Origin of the sequence: Vibrio sp. L85, assembly GCF_963871815.1 — a bacterium.
Lineage (GTDB): Bacteria > Pseudomonadota > Gammaproteobacteria > Enterobacterales > Vibrionaceae > Vibrio > Vibrio harveyi.
The window spans coordinates 166651-186274 of record NZ_CAWMYL010000246.1 but is presented as its reverse complement, the minus strand read 5'-3'; the positions used below and the strand labels follow the sequence as shown (position 1 = coordinate 186274).

At 45.3% G+C, this 19624-nt stretch carries 21 protein-coding genes and 1 riboswitch; of the genes, 13 read left to right on the top strand and 8 right to left on the bottom strand.

Going from position 1 to position 19624, the window contains the following annotated elements; translation table 11 throughout:
* The first annotated feature begins 57 nt into the window (after positions 1-57).
* From AACR11_RS27725 to AACR11_RS27715, 3 genes are all read left to right on the top strand, one after another.
* A complete protein-coding gene (locus AACR11_RS27725) occupies positions 58-1995 on the top strand; it encodes a tetratricopeptide repeat-containing diguanylate cyclase (protein ID WP_009701747.1) in 1938 nt (645 codons plus the stop codon).
* A gap of 154 nt (positions 1996-2149) precedes the next feature.
* Entirely contained in the window at positions 2150-2557 is a 408-nt protein-coding gene (locus tag AACR11_RS27720; RefSeq protein ID WP_005452696.1) for an SPOR domain-containing protein, read from the top strand.
* A 198-nt stretch (positions 2558-2755) separates the two neighbouring features.
* Positions 2756-3460 carry a class I SAM-dependent DNA methyltransferase gene (locus AACR11_RS27715; RefSeq protein ID WP_029788176.1) on the top strand — a complete coding sequence of 235 codons (705 nt, stop codon included), beginning with the start codon at positions 2756-2758 and terminating at the stop codon, positions 3458-3460.
* A gap of 70 nt (positions 3461-3530) precedes the next feature.
* Here the strand turns inward: AACR11_RS27715 and AACR11_RS27710 are convergent, their stop codons facing one another.
* From AACR11_RS27710 to AACR11_RS27700, 3 genes are all read right to left on the bottom strand, one after another.
* On the bottom strand, positions 3531-4004 hold the full coding sequence (locus tag AACR11_RS27710; protein ID WP_005452691.1) for a peroxiredoxin: 474 nt from the start codon (positions 4002-4004) through the stop codon (positions 3531-3533).
* A 136-nt stretch (positions 4005-4140) separates the two neighbouring features.
* On the bottom strand, positions 4141-5130 hold the full coding sequence (locus tag AACR11_RS27705) for an efflux RND transporter periplasmic adaptor subunit (RefSeq protein ID WP_029788175.1): 990 nt from the start codon (positions 5128-5130) through the stop codon (positions 4141-4143).
* A gap of 3 nt (positions 5131-5133) precedes the next feature.
* Positions 5134-5628: a hypothetical protein gene (locus AACR11_RS27700; protein WP_005452687.1), complete on the bottom strand. Its 495-nt coding sequence runs from the start codon at positions 5626-5628 to the stop codon at positions 5134-5136.
* A gap of 168 nt (positions 5629-5796) precedes the next feature.
* Here AACR11_RS27700 and AACR11_RS27695 point away from each other — a divergent pair, with 168 nt between their 5' ends.
* Both AACR11_RS27695 and AACR11_RS27690 read left to right on the top strand, forming a co-directional pair.
* The gene (locus AACR11_RS27695; RefSeq protein ID WP_029788174.1) at positions 5797-6726 is read left to right on the top strand and encodes a LysR family transcriptional regulator; all 930 of its coding nucleotides are present in this window, start codon (positions 5797-5799) and stop codon (positions 6724-6726) included.
* 148 nt (positions 6727-6874) lie between these two features.
* Positions 6875-8509: a sensor domain-containing diguanylate cyclase gene (locus AACR11_RS27690; protein ID WP_029788173.1), complete on the top strand. Its 1635-nt coding sequence runs from the start codon at positions 6875-6877 to the stop codon at positions 8507-8509.
* Between the two features lie 76 nt (positions 8510-8585).
* On the opposite strand, the gene AACR11_RS27685 is transcribed toward AACR11_RS27690, so the two are convergent.
* From AACR11_RS27685 to cspE, 4 genes are all read right to left on the bottom strand, one after another.
* Complete coding sequence (locus AACR11_RS27685; protein ID WP_029788172.1) at positions 8586-9590, bottom strand: adenosine deaminase; 1005 nt, start codon at positions 9588-9590, stop codon at positions 8586-8588.
* Positions 9591-9690: 100 nt separating this feature from the next.
* A riboswitch (purine riboswitch) is annotated at positions 9691-9790 on the bottom strand.
* A gap of 351 nt (positions 9791-10141) precedes the next feature.
* On the bottom strand, positions 10142-10282 hold the full coding sequence (locus AACR11_RS27680; RefSeq protein WP_005452683.1) for a hypothetical protein: 141 nt from the start codon (positions 10280-10282) through the stop codon (positions 10142-10144).
* A 62-nt stretch (positions 10283-10344) separates the two neighbouring features.
* Positions 10345-10554 (bottom strand): hypothetical protein, encoded by a 210-nt coding sequence (locus tag AACR11_RS27675; protein ID WP_005452681.1) that lies wholly within the window; start codon positions 10552-10554, stop codon positions 10345-10347.
* 344 nt (positions 10555-10898) lie between these two features.
* Entirely contained in the window at positions 10899-11111 is a 213-nt protein-coding gene (cspE, locus tag AACR11_RS27670; RefSeq protein ID WP_029788171.1) for a transcription antiterminator/RNA stability regulator CspE, read from the bottom strand.
* 323 nt (positions 11112-11434) lie between these two features.
* Here cspE and AACR11_RS27665 point away from each other — a divergent pair, with 323 nt between their 5' ends.
* Positions 11435-12283: a pirin family protein gene (locus AACR11_RS27665; protein ID WP_029788170.1), complete on the top strand. Its 849-nt coding sequence runs from the start codon at positions 11435-11437 to the stop codon at positions 12281-12283.
* A 211-nt stretch (positions 12284-12494) separates the two neighbouring features.
* On the opposite strand, the gene AACR11_RS27660 is transcribed toward AACR11_RS27665, so the two are convergent.
* Entirely contained in the window at positions 12495-13343 is an 849-nt protein-coding gene (locus tag AACR11_RS27660; protein WP_005452674.1) for a patatin-like phospholipase family protein, read from the bottom strand.
* Positions 13344-13521: 178 nt separating this feature from the next.
* On the opposite strand from AACR11_RS27660, the gene AACR11_RS27655 reads away from it, so the two are divergent.
* The 7 genes from AACR11_RS27655 to AACR11_RS27625 all read left to right on the top strand — a co-directional run bounded on the left by AACR11_RS27655 (position 13522) and on the right by AACR11_RS27625 (position 19622).
* Positions 13522-13980: a Fur family transcriptional regulator gene (locus AACR11_RS27655; RefSeq protein WP_005452672.1), complete on the top strand. Its 459-nt coding sequence runs from the start codon at positions 13522-13524 to the stop codon at positions 13978-13980.
* Positions 13981-14081: 101 nt separating this feature from the next.
* Complete coding sequence (locus AACR11_RS27650) at positions 14082-15416, top strand: dihydroorotase (RefSeq protein ID WP_029788167.1); 1335 nt, start codon at positions 14082-14084, stop codon at positions 15414-15416.
* 148 nt (positions 15417-15564) lie between these two features.
* The gene (locus AACR11_RS27645) at positions 15565-16125 is read left to right on the top strand and encodes a carbonate dehydratase (protein ID WP_005426373.1); all 561 of its coding nucleotides are present in this window, start codon (positions 15565-15567) and stop codon (positions 16123-16125) included.
* Positions 16115-17116 (top strand): CobW family GTP-binding protein, encoded by a 1002-nt coding sequence (locus tag AACR11_RS27640; protein ID WP_029788166.1) that lies wholly within the window; start codon positions 16115-16117, stop codon positions 17114-17116. Before AACR11_RS27645 ends, AACR11_RS27640 begins: the two co-directional genes overlap by 11 nt.
* 146 nt (positions 17117-17262) lie before the next feature.
* Positions 17263-17826: an HD domain-containing protein gene (locus AACR11_RS27635; RefSeq protein WP_029788165.1), complete on the top strand. Its 564-nt coding sequence runs from the start codon at positions 17263-17265 to the stop codon at positions 17824-17826.
* Positions 17827-18291: 465 nt separating this feature from the next.
* Positions 18292-19206 (top strand): CDF family Co(II)/Ni(II) efflux transporter DmeF, encoded by a 915-nt coding sequence (dmeF, locus tag AACR11_RS27630; RefSeq protein WP_005452657.1) that lies wholly within the window; start codon positions 18292-18294, stop codon positions 19204-19206.
* On the top strand, positions 19206-19622 hold the full coding sequence (locus tag AACR11_RS27625) for a MarR family winged helix-turn-helix transcriptional regulator (protein ID WP_009697065.1): 417 nt from the start codon (positions 19206-19208) through the stop codon (positions 19620-19622). Before dmeF ends, AACR11_RS27625 begins: the two co-directional genes overlap by 1 nt.
* Positions 19623-19624: the final 2 nt, after the last annotated feature.

Genomic DNA, 19624 nt, shown 5'->3' with positions numbered 1-19624 from the left:
ATCAGATGCTTCTAAAAAGAAAATTCTTAATACAATCGAGATGGAACGTAATACTTCGTGAGAAAAAGCTATGTTGTCACTTTGCTAGCGGCACTGCTTTGGGTAGTGGTCGCTTTTGCTTTACACGATTACTGGCGTAAGGATTCGCCAAGTGAAAATATTCAACAAATCATCAGCCAAGATCCTCAGGTTTTGCTTGCTAAATCAGCTCAAGGTGAGGCATTGCTGGATGTCAGTGCATTGGCGTACAGTGATCCGGAACGCGCACAACAAGCACTGGCTGCAATCGGCAACACCTTTTCGACTGAGCTTGAAAAATCCTACGCCTTGTATCAGCAATATCGTGTTGCTCGTGCGAACGATGAGCCACAACTGGCGGCAGAGTATCGTGGGCAGCTCCAGACCATCGCTCGTGAAACTGAACAACCTTGGCTTGATGCAGTACTTTTGGCAGACAGTGCCATGCAGCACACCTTGCACGGGCGTAATGATGTTGGATTGACTGAGATAAAACTTGCCATTGATATCGCTAAAAAAGAGCAAATTAACTCTCTATTGCCACGGTTCTACAATATCGCGGGGGCGCTAAATAATGCGACCAATCAATTAGTCGATGCCCAGCGCTATTTCCTTGATGCAATAGATATCGCCAATAAAGTGGGGCAAGAGGCGTACAAAGGGACAATCTATAACAACCTAGGGCTGCTTTATCTGCATATTGAAAGCTGGGATAGGGCGTTAGAGTTCATCCAAAAAGCGCAGCAGATTTATCTAAAGCGTCACGCTCAAGGGCATAAAGCGCGAGGGCTACAGATTCTGTATCTCAACGAAGCGCATGTTTATAACCGACAGGGCAACGTTAAGCTCGCTCGTGCTGCTTATGAGAAATCTCAAGAGTTCTACAAGGCAACCTCAACGAACCTTCGCCATCATCTAATCCAGCTGAAAGGCAAAGCTGACATGCTGTTGCTGGAAAAGCAGTTTACTAAGGCGCTTGAAACTACACAGCAGTGCGTTATGTTGCCTTCTGCTGCTGACTTTCCAATTGAATATGGACAGTGTTATTTGATTATGTCGAAGTCTCAATTGGCGCTCGGAGACTTAGATAAGGCGATGCAAAGTGCGGCATTGAGTGCGGCTGCGTTTCGTTCGATAGAGCATCAACGTTGGCTGATTCGAGTTGAAGAACAGAAGGCAAAGATATTCGAACAACTTGGCGAGTATGAGAACGCTTTGAATTCCTTTAAGCATTTTTCTGCTAACAGTAAGAAGCAGTTACTCGGCAAAGTGTATGATTTAGAACAGGCGTTTGCGACAGAGCACATCCAGCGTGAAAGAGACGTATTAGAAGTAGAAAAACGTTTGGCGGAATCGGAGCTGGATCAAGAGAAGCTGCGCTTTCAGATTGCGATTATCTGGATAGCGGTTTGTGCTGTCGTACTGGCGCTTACGGTGTCTAAAGTCTTAGCGACGCAGCGCAAAAACCAAGAGCTTCATCAGCTTTCTTTGCTTGACCCACTGACTCAGTTGCATAACCGACGCTTTTACTATGATCAGATTGATCACCCTGCACAGTTAGATGCAAAAACAGAGTATCGCGTTGTGTTGTTTGATATTGATAACTTCAAAGACGTTAACGATATTCACGGACATGAGGCAGGCGACCGCGTTTTGGAAGGTTTTGCAGAACGATTGAGGCTTCATGTTCATGCCCAAGAGTTGTTGATTCGTTGGGGCGGTGAAGAGTTCTTGATGCTATTAAGAGCAACCGATGACCTAGCGAAACGTCTTGAAGAAATTCGTCAGCACATTGATGACGCGTTGTTCGAAACCGAAGAGGGAAGTTTGCACATCACTACCTCAGTTGGGGTAAGTCATGGTGGGCAGATTGATACCTTCACGTACAACGACGAATATTTCCGCCGCGCAGATAAAAGCCTCTATGAAGCGAAGCAAAACGGTAAGAATCAGGTGGTATTTCCTGACGGACGATAAAGAAGATTGGCAACATTGCTTGTAAACGAATCGGCAGATTGAAGTGTTCAATCTGCCGTTTTTGTTTTGTGCTTCATTTTTCTGTCGTTGCGGTCGCCTACTCAGCGTAGAGCACTCTTAAAGAGAACCATTCAGAACAAAAACGGAGTTACGCGTGCGCAAGATTCTATCTTTGACCTTGGCTATGTCACTTACTGGCTGTGTTATGCCTCAGCATCAACCTGTAGAAACGGGGCAATGTGTGGGGGTAATGTCATCACAAGATGCTTACGGCTACCTCAACCCAAACCATTACACCATGCAAGTGTTGGCATTGAAGAAAGAAAAAGATGTCAAAGAGTACATTCGTTACATTGACCCGAAACATCCGGTATGGGTGAACTGGAAAAACAGCCGCGGCACTCGTTGGTACACAGTGACGGTGGGTGACTTCAAGACCAAGCAAGATGCCTACAGTGCACTCTCTTCTTTACCAAGTCGAGTTAAGCAATCTTCTCCTTTCGTCATGACGTTTGCTGAAATGCAACGCAAGCAAGAAACCAGTGTAGTACGTATGCGCTAGTGCTGTTCTTGTCATTCCAATAAACACTTTGTTGTTACACATCGAGCCTTTGCAATCGGTTGGAAAGGCTCAATTGAACCATCAGTCATCGATCTTCTCCAATGTACACGCAAGATCACGCTTCTAACGCGCTTTTGACTTTACTTGTTATCGGGTATTTTTTAGTCTTCGCATCCCACTTTTTCTGTTGGAGTCACCATGAAGCAAGAAATGTACACCACCTACGCAAAGCAATACGATGTGGCAGCACAAGATAACCTGTACAACGCGCACTTTGAGCGTCCAAATACCTTTGAACTTATCGGTGATGTTACAGGTAAGAGGGTGCTGGATTTAGGCTGCGGTTCGGGTATTTACGCACAGCTTCTATTGGCGCGAGGCGCAAGCTCTGTGACTTGTATTGATGCTGCGCAAGAGATGATTGATATCGTTATGGGTAAGTTGGGTGATTCAGTTACAGCTTATGCGCAAAACTTGGCGTTAGGCTTACCAGAAGAGCGAGATGCGCAATATGATCTTGTTATTTGTCCGCTCATGGTTCATTACATCGAAGATCTTCGCCCTTTGTTTAATGATATCCAACGTGTGTTAACAGCAGGTGGTCAGTTCGTATTTTCGACTCATCATCCATTTGCGGATTTTGAGTGTTCTGCTTCAGGCAATTATTACGACAAAGAGCTTGTAGAAGATATGTGGAACACCGTTGGTGAGCCAGTTCCTGTGGCATTCTATCGTCGCTCTTTGCAAGACATTACCGATGCGATCAGTGGGGCTGGCATGGCGATGTTGGCGATCTCAGAAGGTAAGGTGAATGAGAAGATTCGTGAAATCTCAGAAGAACATTACCAACGCTTGGCGACATTCCCGAACTTCATCTTCATTAAATGTGTGGCGCTGAGCTAGTAAAATCAGTGAGTTCAGATAGAAAAAACGGAAGCGCAGAGGCTTCCGTTTTGTGATCTTAGCGCTGAGCTTAAAGTGCTGCGAGAATAGTTTCCGCTTTGCTTGCTTCAAATGTTTTTGGCTCTTCAACGTTTAATGCGGTGACCACACCATTGTCGATGATCATCGCGTAACGCTGTGAACGAACGCCACCAAAACCGCCGGTGTCCATTTCTAGGCCCAGTGTTTTGGTAAAGCTTGCGTCGCCATCGCCAAGCATTAATAACTCAGACGCGTTTTGCGCTTCACCCCAAGCTTGCATCACGAATGCATCGTTAACAGAAACACACGCAATCAGGTCCACACCTTTCGCTTTAAGTTGGTCAGCCAATACGACATAACCTGGCAAGTGCGCTTCTGAACACGTTGGCGTAAATGCTCCAGGAACCGCAAACAGAACCACTTTCTTATCCGCAAACAGCTCTGTCACTTGGTGGTTAACCATACCATCGGCAGTCAGTTCGCTTAGCGTTGCCGCTGGCAGTGCTTGACCTTGTTGAATCATGATTTTCTTCCTTTTGGGTAGCTTTATTTAGCTCACTCAGTCTAGCGCTAAAACCACGGGCTAACCACGGAAGAAATGTAAGGTCTTAATTGGCATCATAAAAACAAACCGCCTCAGTGGACGGTTTGTTTATTTTTTACATTGCGTTTAGATAAGACTTGTAAGAATGAAGTCGGACGGTTGCTGCGCCGATAACATCAATGAAACCGAACAAACTGTGTGGCTTAGTCGCTGCAATCCATGCTGAACCAGTGGCTCCGATCGGGATGGTTTTGCCTTCCGGTTCGAAGATCTCCAGAATCACAGTACGACCATGGCTACTGGTATTTGCGCCGACATGCTGACGGACGCTTTGTGGTCCTTGTAATGGTGAGACAGAGGATTCCCCAGTGCCTGCCGTAATGCTGTGTACGCGAGCGCGGAATACTTCGCCTGGGTAAGCATCGACGTAAAATTCGGCAAACTGTCCTTTTTCAACATAGCGGTAGGTTTGGTCTGGAATACGCATTTCTAAGAACTTACGTGACGTATCGTAGATGTGCATATTGCCGACACGGCTCCCATCCGCGACATTCACTACCGCAACTTGCCCATCATAAGGCGCTCGAACTGTCTTACGCTCTTGCTCAAATTGGGTCTTTTGTAGGTCGGCATGCAGGGATTTTAACGAGGCTTCTGCAACGCGCAGTTGAGACTCGTAGTATTCGATGTCTCGACCTTTAAAGATCTCTGGTGATGTTTTGCCGCGAATGATGTCGCGCTTCAACTGCGCCACATTTTCTTCTTGCTGAACAATCCCTGCTTTAATTTTTTCTACGTCTGCCAAAGAGGTGGTGTCGACGAGCGTATAGATCACATCGCCTTTCTTCACTTCTTGGTTGTGGTCGACATAGATGTGGTCAATCTGTTCTCTAAATAGGGGAGAAAGAACCGAATGAGGTGCTTTTACGGTGGATGAGTAGGTCAAATCAACCGGAGCCCAAAGGCGTGAGAGTATCCCTAATACCACCAGAATAAATGCACCACCAGAGATAATCCAAAATGCGCTTTTGAACGTCCATTTTATCGCACCCGTTGAGACCAAAATCCACATGATCAGAATGTACGGAATCATTACCTCTTTCATGGATTATTCCCCTGCTGTTTTGGTCGTTGTTTGTGGCTGTGAAGCCAATCGACTATTGCGAATGATGTTGCTTAGTGAGCTGCCGATGTGTTCCCAGTTGGCGAACGCAATGATTAACGCCAGCACCCACCACGCTTTATGGATGAACAAACCGCATAGAGAAAGCGCAAATACCAATTGGATATGAGAACTTTTCTTCTCTTGAGCTCGATGTACCGCAACTTCGTGGATCTGCCATAGCAAATAGATGACAAAAAGGGCAAGCGCTATGGTGACGGAAAATAGATAACCGCTGAAGTACTCGGAGTTGAAGATCACCATCATGGTGTCGTTAGGGGTATTGGTAAACAAGCTCATATCAATATCTTTCGAATTGATCGTACCCATAGGCGCAAGCAAGTAAGCTCCACCGAGCATTAGAGCCATGAAAAGTGAGAACTTTAATAGCACCATAAAAATCGCAAAAATGACACGACCTATGGCTTTTATGACGTTCATAGTTATACCTTTTATCAATGTGTGAGGGTAAAACGTTGAGCGCGTGATTATTGTTTTGTCTTTTGTAATCACATGCGCGGAATTGTATGAAAAAACGCCATAAGTTGAGTGATATATGATATAAGTTAAGCTAATGTCAGCATGGAAATATTAGAGAACACATAATCTATGAAGTACTCAGATTACAGTCTTATCCCGACCTTTGTGGCGATTGTGGAAGAGAAGAGTTACACCAAAGCGGCGCAACGTCTGGGTGTGAGTCAATCTGCGGTCAGCCAAGCGGTAGTCAGGCTTCGTGAGGTGTTTAAGGATGCGTTATTCATTCGTGAAAGCCATGGCGTTGCACCAACGGCGTTTGCAGTTGATATCTACCCGACATTAGCGAGTGCAGTAGAGAGCATCGCATATATGCTGCCAGAGCACTCGCGATTTAATCCTGCCGAGTGCGATAAGCGTTTTGTGATCTCTTCACTCAGTGTGTTCAGTTTTACTTTGCTGCCAGAGCTTTCAGCCTTACTTAACGAAAAAGCACCGAAAGCAAACACGCGGATTGAGCCGCTTTTCACTATGGACTTAACTAGCTTGCTGAGGTCACAGCAGTGCGATTTGGTGATTGAAGCTCAGACGAACTTACACCCACATTTGCGTTCACAGATTTTGATGTCCGATAAACTCACTGTGGTATGCCGAGAGGATCATCCTCGGTTACAAGGCAACACCATCAGCGTAGAAGAGTACCTTAACGAGAAGCATGTGACGCTTTCTCAGTTTGACCAACAAAACGGTTATTTGATTGGCCGTGGCATCAAGAATGAGCAGATCCTAGGGAAGCGCCAAGTGGCATGGCAGGCGGGAAGTATTATCGAGATACTGCCAGTGGTACAACGCTGTGATTATCTTGCTTTGATGCCACAAACCTTACTGGAGCAATATCGAGATTTGTATCACCTCAGAGAACTTGAAGCTGAGTTCATGAAAGATCCGATCGATGTAGCGATGTATTGGCACCCCTCTCGCACTAATGACCCAAGCCATCAATGGTTACGTGAGCAGTGTTTATTAGCTGCTGAGAAATTCGTAATAAATCATTCAATTTAAGCCAATTTTTGCGCTAAACCACATAGCAGACTCTTTATTAACAAACTAGACTATATGCATATCCATACACTTGATAAGGACATTTGTGTATATCGCGGGGTTTGCTTTCCGAAGTGTGAGAACCAAGTTTGTCGTTACGTACTCAGTAATGACGATTTGTTTCGTCCTGATTCTTTTCTCCGTGTTGTACTTTAAAGAGCGGCAACGGATCTTTAGTGTCGCCCTAGAAAACTCCATCCAATTATCCAACCTTCATTCAGACGTCATCAGTCAAGAACTGCAACGACATGTGGCGTCATTGCAAACCATCAGTGGCCATCAACGTGTGCAAGAAGGGGATATCGACTTTATTGTCGAAGAGCTTAAATGGCTCAAAAGCATGTCTAAGAAGTCCGTGATTAATACGCTTTTCGTCGATGAGCATTGGAATCTAATTGATCACAAAAGCAGAACCATCAAAATTGAGTGGCCAGAATTTGTAGAAGACGCTCGATGGAAGAGCGCGGACTATCACATCACGGCACCGCACGTTGGCTTACTGGTCAAAACGCCCGTTGTGGCCCTTGGTGTGCCCGTGTATGACGAAGCGGATAACTGGAAAGGGATTGTCGGTGTTTCTATCTCCGTAGACTACCTCGCACAGCGTTTGTCGAAAGTGAAGTTAGGCAACAGCAGTTATGCTTGGATCTCTGATAGCAGTGGAACGGTGGTTTCTCACCCCGACAGCTCTCTGATTTTGCACGCCAATATATTTGAAGGTGAGCGAGTTGGGTTTGAAGGTTTTGCGGACATTGCAGTGCAAACCAATTGGGAAAATGTCGGACACGGCCACTACTACGACAGAAAGGTGAATGAAGCCAAGATCGTGACCTTTGCTAAAATCGACACCTTACCTAATTGGACGCTCTTCGTGACTACGGAAGAGTCCGATATTTTCCTCGATATCAATGAGCTACTGGAAGACGTTGCGATTACTTCATCGGTGGTGATTGTTGTCTTTATGCCGATCGTGTTTTATCTCACCAATTCCATCACAAGACCGATTTTGGAGTTGACGTACGACGTTGAAAACGCGGTCAACAACCATTACACCACGTTTTCTGGCTACGATTCGAAAGATGAAATCGGCCAGCTTTCCAATGTCTTTAAAAACACCTTTGATGAAATCCATCAGCACAATAGAAAGCTAGAAGAAGTGGTCGCACTCAGAACGCAAGAGCTCAACACAGCGAACCAAGAGTTGGCGTATTCGGTCAATCTGCTCAATGCAAACAACCACAAGCTTACATGGTTGGCGATGCATGATCCGCTCACCAACTTATTTAACCGCCGTGCACTGATCACCAAAGTCCACGAGCAGCTTCAGAAGGCCAGAGCGCACAGTTGGCCTGTGTCATTGATTTTACTCGACCTCGACCATTTTAAAGAGGTCAACGACACCTTTGGACATGATGTTGGAGATGATGTACTAAAGCATATTGCTGACTTTCTCGCTCAAGACCCTTTGGAAGAAGGGATGTTGGCACGCTGGGGTGGGGAGGAGTTTGTCATCGTCGCTTCAAAGGTATCTTTAGAGAAGGCACAGCAATGGGCGCAAAGCCGGTTAGAGGCGCTTAAGGATGAGGATTTCAGCCCCGTTTCGAAAGTGACTTTCAGTGCAGGTATTGCGACATTAGAGTTAGAAGACAGTTTTGATGAACTGGTCGCAAGAGCAGACAAGGCGCTCTATGTTGCGAAAAATGCGGGAAGAAACTGTATTAAAACCGAGCGAGACGCATCATGAGGTGCGTAGCGAAATAGGTATAGCAAACAACAAAATAAGGGCTAGCAATCTAGCCCTTATTGGTTTGTATTTATAATCAGTGATTCGCTAAGTAATCAGCGACTTGAGCACGGTATTTGGCTTTAAGTGCTTCGCTGATGAAGCTCGCATTAATCGCATTGATCGTAAACTGAGCCAGTTCTGATTTCGTCATTGGATGAGCATCGCTGACCGCTTTAAAGTTATCCGTCATGTAGCCGCCAAAGTACGCCGGGTCATCCGAGTTAATCGTCACCGCGACCCCCTTACGCAGCAAATCGACTATGTTGTGCTGCTCCATTTGGTCAAACACACACAGCTTAATATTCGACAATGGACAAACCGTTAGTGGCATTTTACTTTCGATAAGCGCATCTACCAATGAAGCATCTTCAACACAGCGAACGCCATGGTCCACACGACTAACGCTAAGCATCTCAACAGAGTCAATGATGTTTTGCGCCGGACCCTCTTCACCTGCGTGCGCTACCGTCAATAGACCTGCTGCTTTTGCTTGTTGGAAAGCGCGTTTGAATTTCTCTGGCGGGTGACCGAGTTCTGAAGAGTCCAAACCTACACCGATGATTTTGTCTTGATGTTTGATGATTGATTGCAGCGTTTCAATGGCGCTTTCTTCCGATAGGTGACGCAAGAAGCATGCGATAATTTGAGACGTAATACCTAGCTGCTCGTTACCATCTTGCATTGCTCGGTGAATACCGTTGATGACCGTTTCAAACTCAATGCCACGGTCGGTGTGGGTCTGTGGGTCAAAGAAGATCTCAGTATGGATGACGTTGTCGGCTTTGCAGCGCTCTAAGTAAGCCCAAGTCAAATCATAGAAATCTTGTTCTGTACGCAGCGCGTTAGCACCTTGATAATAGATATCTAGGAAAGACTGTAAATCTTCGAATTCGTACGCTTTGCGCAGTGCCTGTGGCGATTCGTATGGAATGTCTATGTTGTTACGTTGTGCCAGTTCAAACAACAGTTCTGGCTCTAGCGAACCTTCGATATGTAAGTGTAACTCTACCTTTGGAAGACCTTGAATAAATGCGTTCATAATAAACTCCCACTTTTTCTTATGGTTGTTGTGGATGCAATTACTCTAAGGATAGGTATAGATTGAGAAAAATCGAACGCCATTACAAAGAGTAAGATCCACAGTGATCTCGACTCTTCGTGATCAGCACTTTGCGGGAGCTGGTAGAGACCCCCAAACCATATCATTGGGGTTATACGAAGCAAACGGTTGCGATTATACTCAAAAATTGAAGCTTGGCTAGAGTCGTTGATGAAATTGTTATTTGTGGAGAACGGAGAATGAAGAACGGAAAGGCAAAAAAGTGTTGGTTTAATTGAGCGATGGAGATCTGTATCGAGGCTGTGATTCATCGCATGATGGCTTCGTTGTCAGCACACACCTTGCTGAGCGTCGAATATTCAGTGGCTAATACTGAACCACACCATGCGAGAAACATTGGGAGTCATATCGAGTTTATTGTGCGTTGCTCATTGTGAGCTCTCATTGTGAACTGAGAGAAGAGGGGTGGCGATACCTTGCACGTCGATATTTTAGATTGAGAAGAGTAGAGAAAAGGAAATGGAATGTATTTATAGTTCGAACATTTTATCAAATTCTCTTTGCTCCATGATGTCCTCGATTCGGCGGCGCGTTTGTTGTTTAATCGCTGCGGCGTTTTGTTCGGACTCTTTCTTTTCTTGCTCAATTTGCTTCTTGCTTTTCTTTGCCATGATTTTTCCTTTGGAAATTCTTCCTAAATATCCGCATTATTCATTAATGCACGAAAATTGATTTATTTAATAATAAAACTTCCTAGCTTTGAACCTGAGTCACACAGAATGTCTCCGGAGTAGGTTTTCTCACAGTATTTAAAATCAATGAGATAACAAGCCGATTGGAGTTTTGGCAATATATGGCGCCTTAAAATATCACTATTGAGTTGATGAATTTTGGCGTTCCAAGAGATGTCGGGTTGTTTTAAACGGAATTCAATCTCTATCATTTATTCTCCTGTTTTTTGGTGATCTTTTCTTTATTCAATAATTGGTACCAGTGTCTTTGACGACCTGTTCTTCTAGACATAATTTTTCCTAATTTTAAGTAAGTGAAATACCAACGATGGCTATCGGGTTCGATAGATCTAGTGTTCCAACGATGGATATCGTATCCGCCGCGTCTACAAACCAAGTCATTCTCGCTGAACTTAGCATCTCGAGGTTACTTGGGTATATTTTAGGCAGCAGAAAACCAAGCAAAATTTAATTGCTAAATATTAAGTTTGAGGAATTTTTTGAAGGGGGAGAGAGTTTGGTGCAGCGAGGAAATGCTGCACCAAGAAAAGCTATCTTATAGAGGAGTAACTTCAGTCGCTTGAGGACCTTTTTTACCTTCTTCTACATTGAAGCTTACTTTCTGACCTTCAGCCAAAGTTTTGAAACCGTCAGCAACGATTGCGTTGAAGTGTACGAATACATCTTGACCGCCGTTGTCTTGAGTTAGGAAACCAAAGCCTTTAGTTTCGTTAAACCATTTTACTGAACCAGTTACTTTACCAGACATAAAAACCTCTGAAATTAAACAATAATATACGAATTGTGATGGATCTTTTTTAAGCTATTGAATGTGCAATCAAGAGGAAGTTTTACGCAGGAGTCTGAATCAAGGATTCAGGGTGTTACTGAGAGGGAACTTAAACTAAATGTAGCATTAACAGCTCTTTTCTAGAGCCAGCCGCCACTATACAGGGTGTTTAAAAAATAGCTACATTTATTTTTCAAATTCTTTTCGTTCGAAAAAACTGATGGAGTAGAACAATTTCATCCCCTCATGATTTGGCATCCCCCTTCCTACAATGAGTCCATACCAATAAGGGAGGCAATATTATGAGCACAGTGAGAGAGATTCGTCAGATCATTCCATCGCATGCAACCGCAGATGGTGATGGGGTTAAAATTCGTCGCGTAGCCGGATTCAATAACACGAGCTTTTCACCATTCTTGATGGTCGATGAGCTTAAATCAGACCAACGTGCAGATTATGTGGGTGGTTTCCCTCCACATCCACATCGGGGCATTGAAACACTAACTTATATGCTCACCGGTCATTTCCAACATCGGGACCATATGGACAACATTGGTGAGCTTCGTTCTGGCGGTGCGCAATGGATGGCTGCTGGTCGTGGTGTGATTCACAGTGAAATGCCAATCATGGAAGACGGCGAGCTGCACGGTTTCCAAATTTGGATTAACCAACCTGCAAGAGACAAGATGTCTCCGGCGCAATATCACGACTTCCAACCGGATACTATTACCGAACATCGCGCAGAGTCCCATGGTTTGGTTCGTGTTATTTCTGGCGAGTTAAGCATCGGCGATGAGGTTGTCAAAGGACCGCTAAGTAAAACGGGTGTACCAGTGACGGTTGCTGATTGGCAATCGCATCCAGGTGCGACAATGACATTAATGACACCGAAACATCACAATATGATGACCTATGCTTATAAAGGAAGTATTAAAGTGGGCGAGCGCGTGGTCATGCAAGGTGAGATGGCACTGCTTTCGCAAGGTGAGTGGGTAGAACTGCAAGCCAATGACGCTAGCGGAGTACTGCTCTTTATTGGCGAACCAATTAATGAACCTGTTGTGCATTATGGTCCATTTGTGATGAACAGCATCGACGAGATTGAACAAGCGATTCAAGACTACAATTCTGGTGTATTTGAAACTTATTAAGGCACCCAATACCGTTGCTCGGCACCAAGTCTTGACGCCAACTCTTGGAATTACAGTTCGAGAGAAAAACACTAAGTGATTTGGAGTCCGTTTATTGGGCTCATACGCAAGCAAAGACGATATCCACTGCCATCGAATTTGCATCAGCCACACCAATTGGGTGTGGCTTTTTTTGTCTTTTCACGAGGGCAGTGAGCTTTTTGCGCTCTGTTTAGCTTTGCTCCCAGCGTTCAATGGCTTGTGGACCACATTCCACACCCAGCTCATAAGCTTGACGTAAAGGTTCTGGCGAGCGGCTTAAACGCTTTAACTTAAAGCCTTCTGGTGGACAGATTTGGATGATCTCAACGCCAACTGGCGGGTTCTCTATCAGTTCCAGACTCTGGTTGTAACGAATATGGCGCGTGAGCATTGGCTCGATTAACGCTGGATGATCTTTCAGTAAACGTGAAGTTAGCTTTTCAAACTTAGGCTTGGATTTGCGATAGCTGGCAGGGCGGCTTCGTAGCACCATGATTTTGGTTGCACCGCGTTTGATGGCTTCGGCAATAGGGATTGCATCCGCTACACCACCATCCACATACCTTACGCCATCTAATGGCACACCATTGCGGTACATGATTGGTAAGGCGCTACTGGCTTTCATGGTTTCCGCCAACATTTCTACGGAAGGTGTTAGGTATTCTGGTTGTCCGTTGTCTTGTCGTGTGACACCTAAAAAGAATGGTCGAGGATCGGCAGAAAGTACGGCTCGATCAATGCCCAACTCTTTAAGCGTGACGTCCCACATCCAATCTAAATCCATCATATCGCCACCGCGTACAAGTTGAGTGGGGGAGATAAATTCTTTTCGTAGACTGTAGTCGAGATAGATTTTGAGGTTTCTGCCCGGCATTTTAGCAAGGTAAGCCGCTAAGTTACTTGCGCCCGCCGAGACACCCCAAAAGCTGTCAAAAGGGGAGAAATCTTGTGCCATAAAGTGATCGAGTATGCCGCAGGAGAACACCCCACGCATCGCGCCGCCTTCTACAATCAACGCTCGAGAACCAACATGTTCCATCCTAGCCATCCGTTTCGATTATTCTGATTTGGATACGAACTAATTAGAGTAACGGATCTAATGCGTATACCCAAGTCGCGTTCACTTTGACCTTACCTTGATGAATCTATTTTTTATGTTATAACATAACAGTAATCAAAATTATTATAAGGTAGCGTGTGTCTTGTGTGAGGTGAAAATGAGCGATATTGACGCCATTATTAAGCATGTAGAGGTGAGCTTTAAAGCTCAAGGAAAGCAATTAACTTCCAAGAGAAAACTGGTGTTGAAAGCGTTGGTCCATGCCGATAGAGCCTTGTCAGCTTATGAGTTGGTGGATTATTGCAAAGCCCATTTTGAACAAAATATTCAGGCAATGTCGGTGTATCGAATCTTGGATTTTCTTGAAGGTGAGCACTTGGCTCACAAGCTTAAAGTTTCTAATAAATACATCGTCTGCTCCCATATCCTCTGCGAGCACGAACATGGCGTTCCTCAATTTCTCATCTGCTCCAAATGCAACAAAATTAGCGAGCAAGCCATCGACCCAAGCTTGATTCACGGTCTGCAATCCCATGCAAAAGAAGAAGGCTTCACCGTTGTCAGCCCTCAACTAGAGATCAATTGTGTTTGTGATGACTGTGCGAAATCCCAGTAAGTGTTTTTGAGTGTCCACTTATTGTCGTCTTCATCACTGCCACTTTACGACGTTTATCCTTTCCCATTATTGGCATCATCAGCAAGGAGTTCTGAACCGCTATGCCTGCAACACTGATTAAAAACGCCCTTGTCGTCAACGAAGGAACCATTACCGAGACCGATTTACGAATTGTCGATCAGCGAATTGAAGCTATCTCGACCGATATCGCCTCAAAACCGGAAGACACGGTGATTGATGCTAAAGGGTGTTATCTAATCCCCGGTATGATAGACGACCAAGTACACTTTCGTGAGCCGGGTTTAACGCACAAAGGTTCGATTGCAACAGAATCCCGTGCAGCGGTTGCAGGTGGTATCACAAGCTATATGGAAATGCCGAACGTAAACCCTGCCACGACGACCATCGAAGCGTTAGAAAGCAAATTCTCCATTGCCGAGCAGAGCTCCCTCGCGAACTACTCTTTCTATCTTGGTGCGACCGAAGACAACCTTGAGCAAATCAAACAGCTTGATCCAAAGAGACATTGTGGCGTGAAAGTGTTTATGGGGGCTTCGACGGGGGATTTGTTGGTGGAAGCACCTCAAGCCTTGGAGGAAATTTTCCGTGATTCACCGGTGCTCATCGTAACGCACTGTGAAAGTGGACCTGTGATTGCGCAAAACAAGCAGCGACTACTCAAAGAGAAGTCGGAATTCACCATTGAAGATCATCCGATACTGCGTGATGACGAAGCGTGCTATGCGTCCTCTTCTTATGCGGTAGAACTGGCTAAGAAGTACAACAGTCAGTTGCATGTTCTGCACATTACAACGGCAAAAGAGTTAGCACTGTTTGATGCAGGTCCAATCGAGAACAAAAACATTACCGCTGAAGCTTGCGTTCATCACCTGTGGTTTAGCAATGAAGATTACGCAGAGCGTGGTAACCAAATCAAATGTAACCCAGCGGTGAAATACCCAAGTGACCGTGAGGCTATTCTAAAAGCACTTAATACAGGTCAAATTGACATTATCGCGACAGACCACGCCCCCCACACTAGGGAAGAAAAACAGGTGCCTTACGAACAAGCGCCAGCGGGGTTACCTTTGGTACAGCACGCACTATTGTCTTTATTTGATCAAGTCGCTCGCGGACATATGACGATGGAGCAAGTGGTTCAAAAGACGGCACATAACCCAGCCATCCGCTACGGTATTGAGCAACGTGGCTTTATCCGTGAAGGGTATTTCGCTGATTTGGTGCTGGTGGATACAAAAATGCCGACCTTAGTCACCAATGACAATAGCTTGTACCACTGTGGTTGGTCGCCTTTTGCTGGCCATCAGTTCTCCTCACAAATCAAGAAAACTTGGGTCAACGGTGGGTTGGTGTATGTCGACCAACAAGTCAATGAGCAGGCAGCACATGCTATGCGATTGGTATTTGATCGCTAAGACTCACGTTTTTCAAAAACTTAGATTATTTGAAAGCTCAGTTTATTTTCGAAAGCTTACATTTATCCGCTTTCATCGAGCTTTATTTGTAGAAGTATAGTTGTCGTAACTTGAGTGTCTTTTCGGCACCAAATAAAGAGAATTCAATATGTTAAGAAGAAATCCCACAGGTCACATGCCCGAAGTGTCGGAAACAGCCTTCATCGATCCGACGGCAATCATCTGTGGCAAAGTGATCATTGAAGATAACGTTTTTATTGGTCCTTACGCGGTGATTCGTGCTGATGAGGTGAACGAGCAAGGCGATATGGAAGCCATTGTCATCAAGCGTGATACCAACATTCAAGATGGCGTGGTCATTCACTCAAAGGCAGGCGCTGCCGTGACCATTGGTGAGCGCTCTTCCATTGCACACCGATCAATTATTCATGGTCCGTGTGAAGTTAGCGATGATGTGTTCATTGGTTTTAACTCGGTGGTGTTTAATGCTGTGATTGGGAAGGGTTGTGTTATTCGCCATAACTGTGTGGTAGATGGTCTAGACTTGCCAGAGAATTTCCATGTTCCGCCAATGACGAATATTGGTGCTGACTTTGATTTGAATAGCATCTCGAAAGTGCCACCTGAGTACTCGGCGTTTTCAGAGTCTGTGGTTTCAGCAAACCACGAACTGGTGCAAGGTTACAGGAGAATTGCCAATGAGCTCTGAGAGCCAACCCATACTTGGTGTTCCTACCAACATCATTACGGGGTTTCTTGGTGTAGGAAAGACCTCAGCGATTTTGAATTTAATGGCGAATAAGCCAGAGAACGAGCGCTGGGCGGTATTAGTGAATGAGTTTGGTGAAATCGGCGTTGATGGTAGCTTGGTTCAGGGGCAACAAAGCGAAGAGCAACAAGTGTTTATTCGCGAAGTACCCGGCGGCTGCATGTGCTGCGCGGCGGGGTTGCCAATGCAAATCGCCTTAAACCAACTGCTTAATGAAGCAAAGCCAGACCGTTTGCTGATTGAGCCTACTGGGCTTGGTCACCCGAAAGAAGTGCTGCAAGTGTTGTCGACAGATCATTATCGCCAAGTGCTTTCGCTACAAAAGAACATCACTTTGGTCGACGCGCGTAAGCTTGCGGATGAGCGCTATACACAGCATGACACGTTCAACCAACAAATTGCGATTGCCGATACAGTGGTGGGTAACAAGCTCGATTTGTATCAAGAGGGAGACACCCAGAAGCTAGAAGCTTACGTGGCGCAAGTTGGGCGCCCGAATACCAAAGTGGTTTTTGCTCAGCATGGTGTGATTCCGTTTACTGAATTTGAAGGTGAGACCACCATTCATGAACATCCCCCGCATCACCACCATCATGCGAGTGACAAGCCTTTGGCTTCAGACATGCCAATGCCTGAGAGTGGTATGCTCAAAGCGACCAATTCAGGCGAAGGTTTCCAGAGTGTCGGTTGGCGCTTTTCACCTGAGAAAGTGTTCGATCGCCGCAAGCTGATTCCTCTGTTGGTTGAGCTGGAAGTGGAGCGCATGAAAGCGGTGTTTATTACTGGTGATGGCATTTATGGCTACAACCTAACGCCAGATGGGCTACAGGAAGTGGAGTTGGATGACTGTACTGAAAGCCGAATTGAACTGATTGCAGACTGCATTGATGAGCACTTTGAAGCCAAACTGCTTTCTTGCGAATTGGCGTGATCTATAGGCTCAGGCATTCTCAATATGAGTGTCTGAGTCTTCTTCTATGTTTCTAATCACTTCCTGTTTTCTCCCTGTCGTTGGTGCTTTTCCGATTCAGCCCGATCCGTTACTCTTCTTGAAAACATTGAAATATGAGCACTGATATGATCGACAAGCTACCTGGCATTCTTACTTTTTTGCGCGAGGCTGAGCAGCTCAAAAGCACCTTACGCACCGCATGGACGTCTTCTGGTCGCCATGAAAGTACTGCTGAGCACACGTGGCGATTATGCTTACTTGCCATGCTGGTAGCAGAACATTATCCACATTTGGATAGCTTGAAAGTGCTAAAACTCTGTGTTGTTCATGACTTGGCAGAAGCGGTCAGCGGTGACATTTCGGCGTTGGAGCAACACGATGGGCTGGATAAAAGCGCACTAGAACTGGCGGATTTGAAGCAACTCATCGCTCCGTTAGACGCTTCTCTGCAAAAGGATCTGCTGGAGCTATGGTTGGAATACGACAGTGCTACTACCGCAGAAGCTCGACTCACCAAAGCGTTGGATAAATTGGAAACCATTCTGCAGCACACTCAAGGCGATAACCCTACCGATTTCAATTACGCCTTTAATCTGGAATACGGCAAAAAGCACACGGACTTTGATGATCTGACCAAAGCGCTTCGAGCGATCATCGATGAAGATACCCGTCGATTAGCCGAGCGCTAGTTCTCTTTCTCAACTTAAAAACATCACTTTCAGCAAAAGCAATTAGGCTTCTCTGGTGAACCTATACCCAAGTAACCTCGAGATGCTAGGTTCAGCGAGACTGACTTGGTTTGTAGACGCGGCGGCGATTTAAAGGTTTAGTGGGTCTAAATCAAGAATCGGCAACAAAGTATACAAGCCAAGGCAGCTCGCCCTTTGGGAGCGTGTCATTGACCCGATTGCTGCGTCAAACAACTTGGAAAGAGCTGGCTATTACGCTTCAATGACAACGCTCTGAATCCTGCATCTTGAAGTCACTTGGGTATAAGTGCTTTAGCTCGTTTGTGTTTTTTATACTGAGTAAGACTCTTTTTAAAACTTCCCTTTGATCAAATTCCCTTCCTAGGTTGACATTGTTTGATGGTCAAACTAAATTAAAATCAAATAATTTGATAATCAAACTAAAATTGGAAGGTAAGTGTCGCAATGGCTGTATCGCAACATTCACATGATTTCGTTTCTCACAACCAAAAGGGTGAAAAACGCACGCTCTACGTATTGATCCTAACCGTGACCACCATGGTGGTGGAGATTGCTGCCGGGACCATGTTTGGTTCAATGGCATTGTTAGCGGATGGTTGGCATATGGGTACACACGCAGCGGCATTTTGTATCACCTTGTTTGCTTACCGCTACGCGAAACAAAATGCCCATAATGACCGCTTCTCATTTGGTACGGGTAAGGTGAGTGTGCTCGGTGGTTTTACCAGTGCCATTGCGTTGGGGATTGTGGCATTGATGATGATGGTCGAGTCGATTCATCGTCTCTTCAACCCAGAAAGCATTCAGTTTAACGAAGCCATTATGGTGGCGGTGATTGGTTTAGTGGTGAATCTTGCGAGCATGTTGCTTCTGCAAGATCACCATCATCATGGGCATGACCATCATGATCACCATTCTCACGATCATGAGCACGAACATCATCACGACCACAACCTAACTGCTGCGTACTTCCACGTGTTAGCGGATACGCTGACCTCTCTACTTGCGATTGTCGCGTTGATTGTCGGTAAGTTTTACGGCTGGGTTTGGTTAGATGCCATGATGGGGATTGTTGGTGCCGTTGTGATTGGTAAGTGGACCTTGGGTTTAATGAAACAAACCGCACCAGTCTTGTTGGATGAGAGCATCAACAAGTCATACCGAGATGAGATTACTGAAACACTTACTCCTTATGCCGAGATTGTTGATTTACACATCTGGAAGGTGAGTGGTCATCATTATTCTGCGGCTATCGCGCTTAAAAATCATAGCAACAAAACGCTGGATGAATTTAAGCAATTATTGAGTAAATTTGATAAGATTCACCACCTAACTTTGGAAGTTCAAACGACTGAGTGATGCGCGAATTAGAAAAGCTGAATCAAACGCTTACCGAGTTCTATGACAAAATGTCTTCTTGGGAGCAATCTGTAGTAAAAGGCACGGGTTACTCACTGGCTCAAATCCACACGATTGAAGTACTGGGTGGGCATGGTGCGTTGCGTATGAAAGAACTGGCGGAAAAGCTTGGGATTACGACAGGCACGTTAACGGTTCAAATTGAGAAACTGGTGAAAGCGGAGCTTATTGAGCGCTGTCCGCATCCAGAAGATCGTCGCGCTATCGTAGTAAAGCTTACGCCAGCGGGTGAAGAGATTCACCGTCATCACAATCAGCTGCATTTAGATTTGGTTCAAGACTTAACGCGCAATATCGAGCCTGAACATCAAGCGATCTTGTTTGCTTGCTTACAGAAGATGAATAAAGAGTTCTGATT

Bases quoted from the DNA above. Each gene is read 5' to 3' on its own strand.
- AACR11_RS27715 (WP_029788176.1), top strand. From the start codon at position 2,756: ATGAAGCAAGAAATGTACACCACCTACGCAAAGCAATACGATGTGGCA.
- AACR11_RS27710 (WP_005452691.1), bottom strand. From the start codon at position 4,004: ATGATTCAACAAGGTCAAGCACTGCCAGCGGCAACGCTAAGCGAACTG.
- AACR11_RS27705 (WP_029788175.1), bottom strand. From the start codon at position 5,130: ATGAAAGAGGTAATGATTCCGTACATTCTGATCATGTGGATTTTGGTC.
- AACR11_RS27700 (WP_005452687.1), bottom strand. From the start codon at position 5,628: ATGAACGTCATAAAAGCCATAGGTCGTGTCATTTTTGCGATTTTTATG.
- AACR11_RS27695 (WP_029788174.1), top strand. From the start codon at position 5,797: ATGAAGTACTCAGATTACAGTCTTATCCCGACCTTTGTGGCGATTGTG.
- AACR11_RS27690 (WP_029788173.1), top strand. From the start codon at position 6,875: ATGACGATTTGTTTCGTCCTGATTCTTTTCTCCGTGTTGTACTTTAAA.
- AACR11_RS27685 (WP_029788172.1), bottom strand. From the start codon at position 9,590: ATGAACGCATTTATTCAAGGTCTTCCAAAGGTAGAGTTACACTTACAT.
- AACR11_RS27680 (WP_005452683.1), bottom strand. From the start codon at position 10,282: ATGGCAAAGAAAAGCAAGAAGCAAATTGAGCAAGAAAAGAAAGAGTCC.
- AACR11_RS27675 (WP_005452681.1), bottom strand. From the start codon at position 10,554: ATGATAGAGATTGAATTCCGTTTAAAACAACCCGACATCTCTTGGAAC.
- cspE (WP_029788171.1), bottom strand. From the start codon at position 11,111: ATGTCTGGTAAAGTAACTGGTTCAGTAAAATGGTTTAACGAAACTAAA.
- AACR11_RS27665 (WP_029788170.1), top strand. From the start codon at position 11,435: ATGAGCACAGTGAGAGAGATTCGTCAGATCATTCCATCGCATGCAACC.
- AACR11_RS27660 (WP_005452674.1), bottom strand. From the start codon at position 13,343: ATGGAACATGTTGGTTCTCGAGCGTTGATTGTAGAAGGCGGCGCGATG.
- AACR11_RS27655 (WP_005452672.1), top strand. From the start codon at position 13,522: ATGAGCGATATTGACGCCATTATTAAGCATGTAGAGGTGAGCTTTAAA.
- AACR11_RS27650 (WP_029788167.1), top strand. From the start codon at position 14,082: ATGCCTGCAACACTGATTAAAAACGCCCTTGTCGTCAACGAAGGAACC.
- AACR11_RS27645 (WP_005426373.1), top strand. From the start codon at position 15,565: ATGTTAAGAAGAAATCCCACAGGTCACATGCCCGAAGTGTCGGAAACA.
- AACR11_RS27640 (WP_029788166.1), top strand. From the start codon at position 16,115: ATGAGCTCTGAGAGCCAACCCATACTTGGTGTTCCTACCAACATCATT.
- AACR11_RS27635 (WP_029788165.1), top strand. From the start codon at position 17,263: ATGATCGACAAGCTACCTGGCATTCTTACTTTTTTGCGCGAGGCTGAG.
- dmeF (WP_005452657.1), top strand. From the start codon at position 18,292: ATGGCTGTATCGCAACATTCACATGATTTCGTTTCTCACAACCAAAAG.
- AACR11_RS27625 (WP_009697065.1), top strand. From the start codon at position 19,206: ATGCGCGAATTAGAAAAGCTGAATCAAACGCTTACCGAGTTCTATGAC.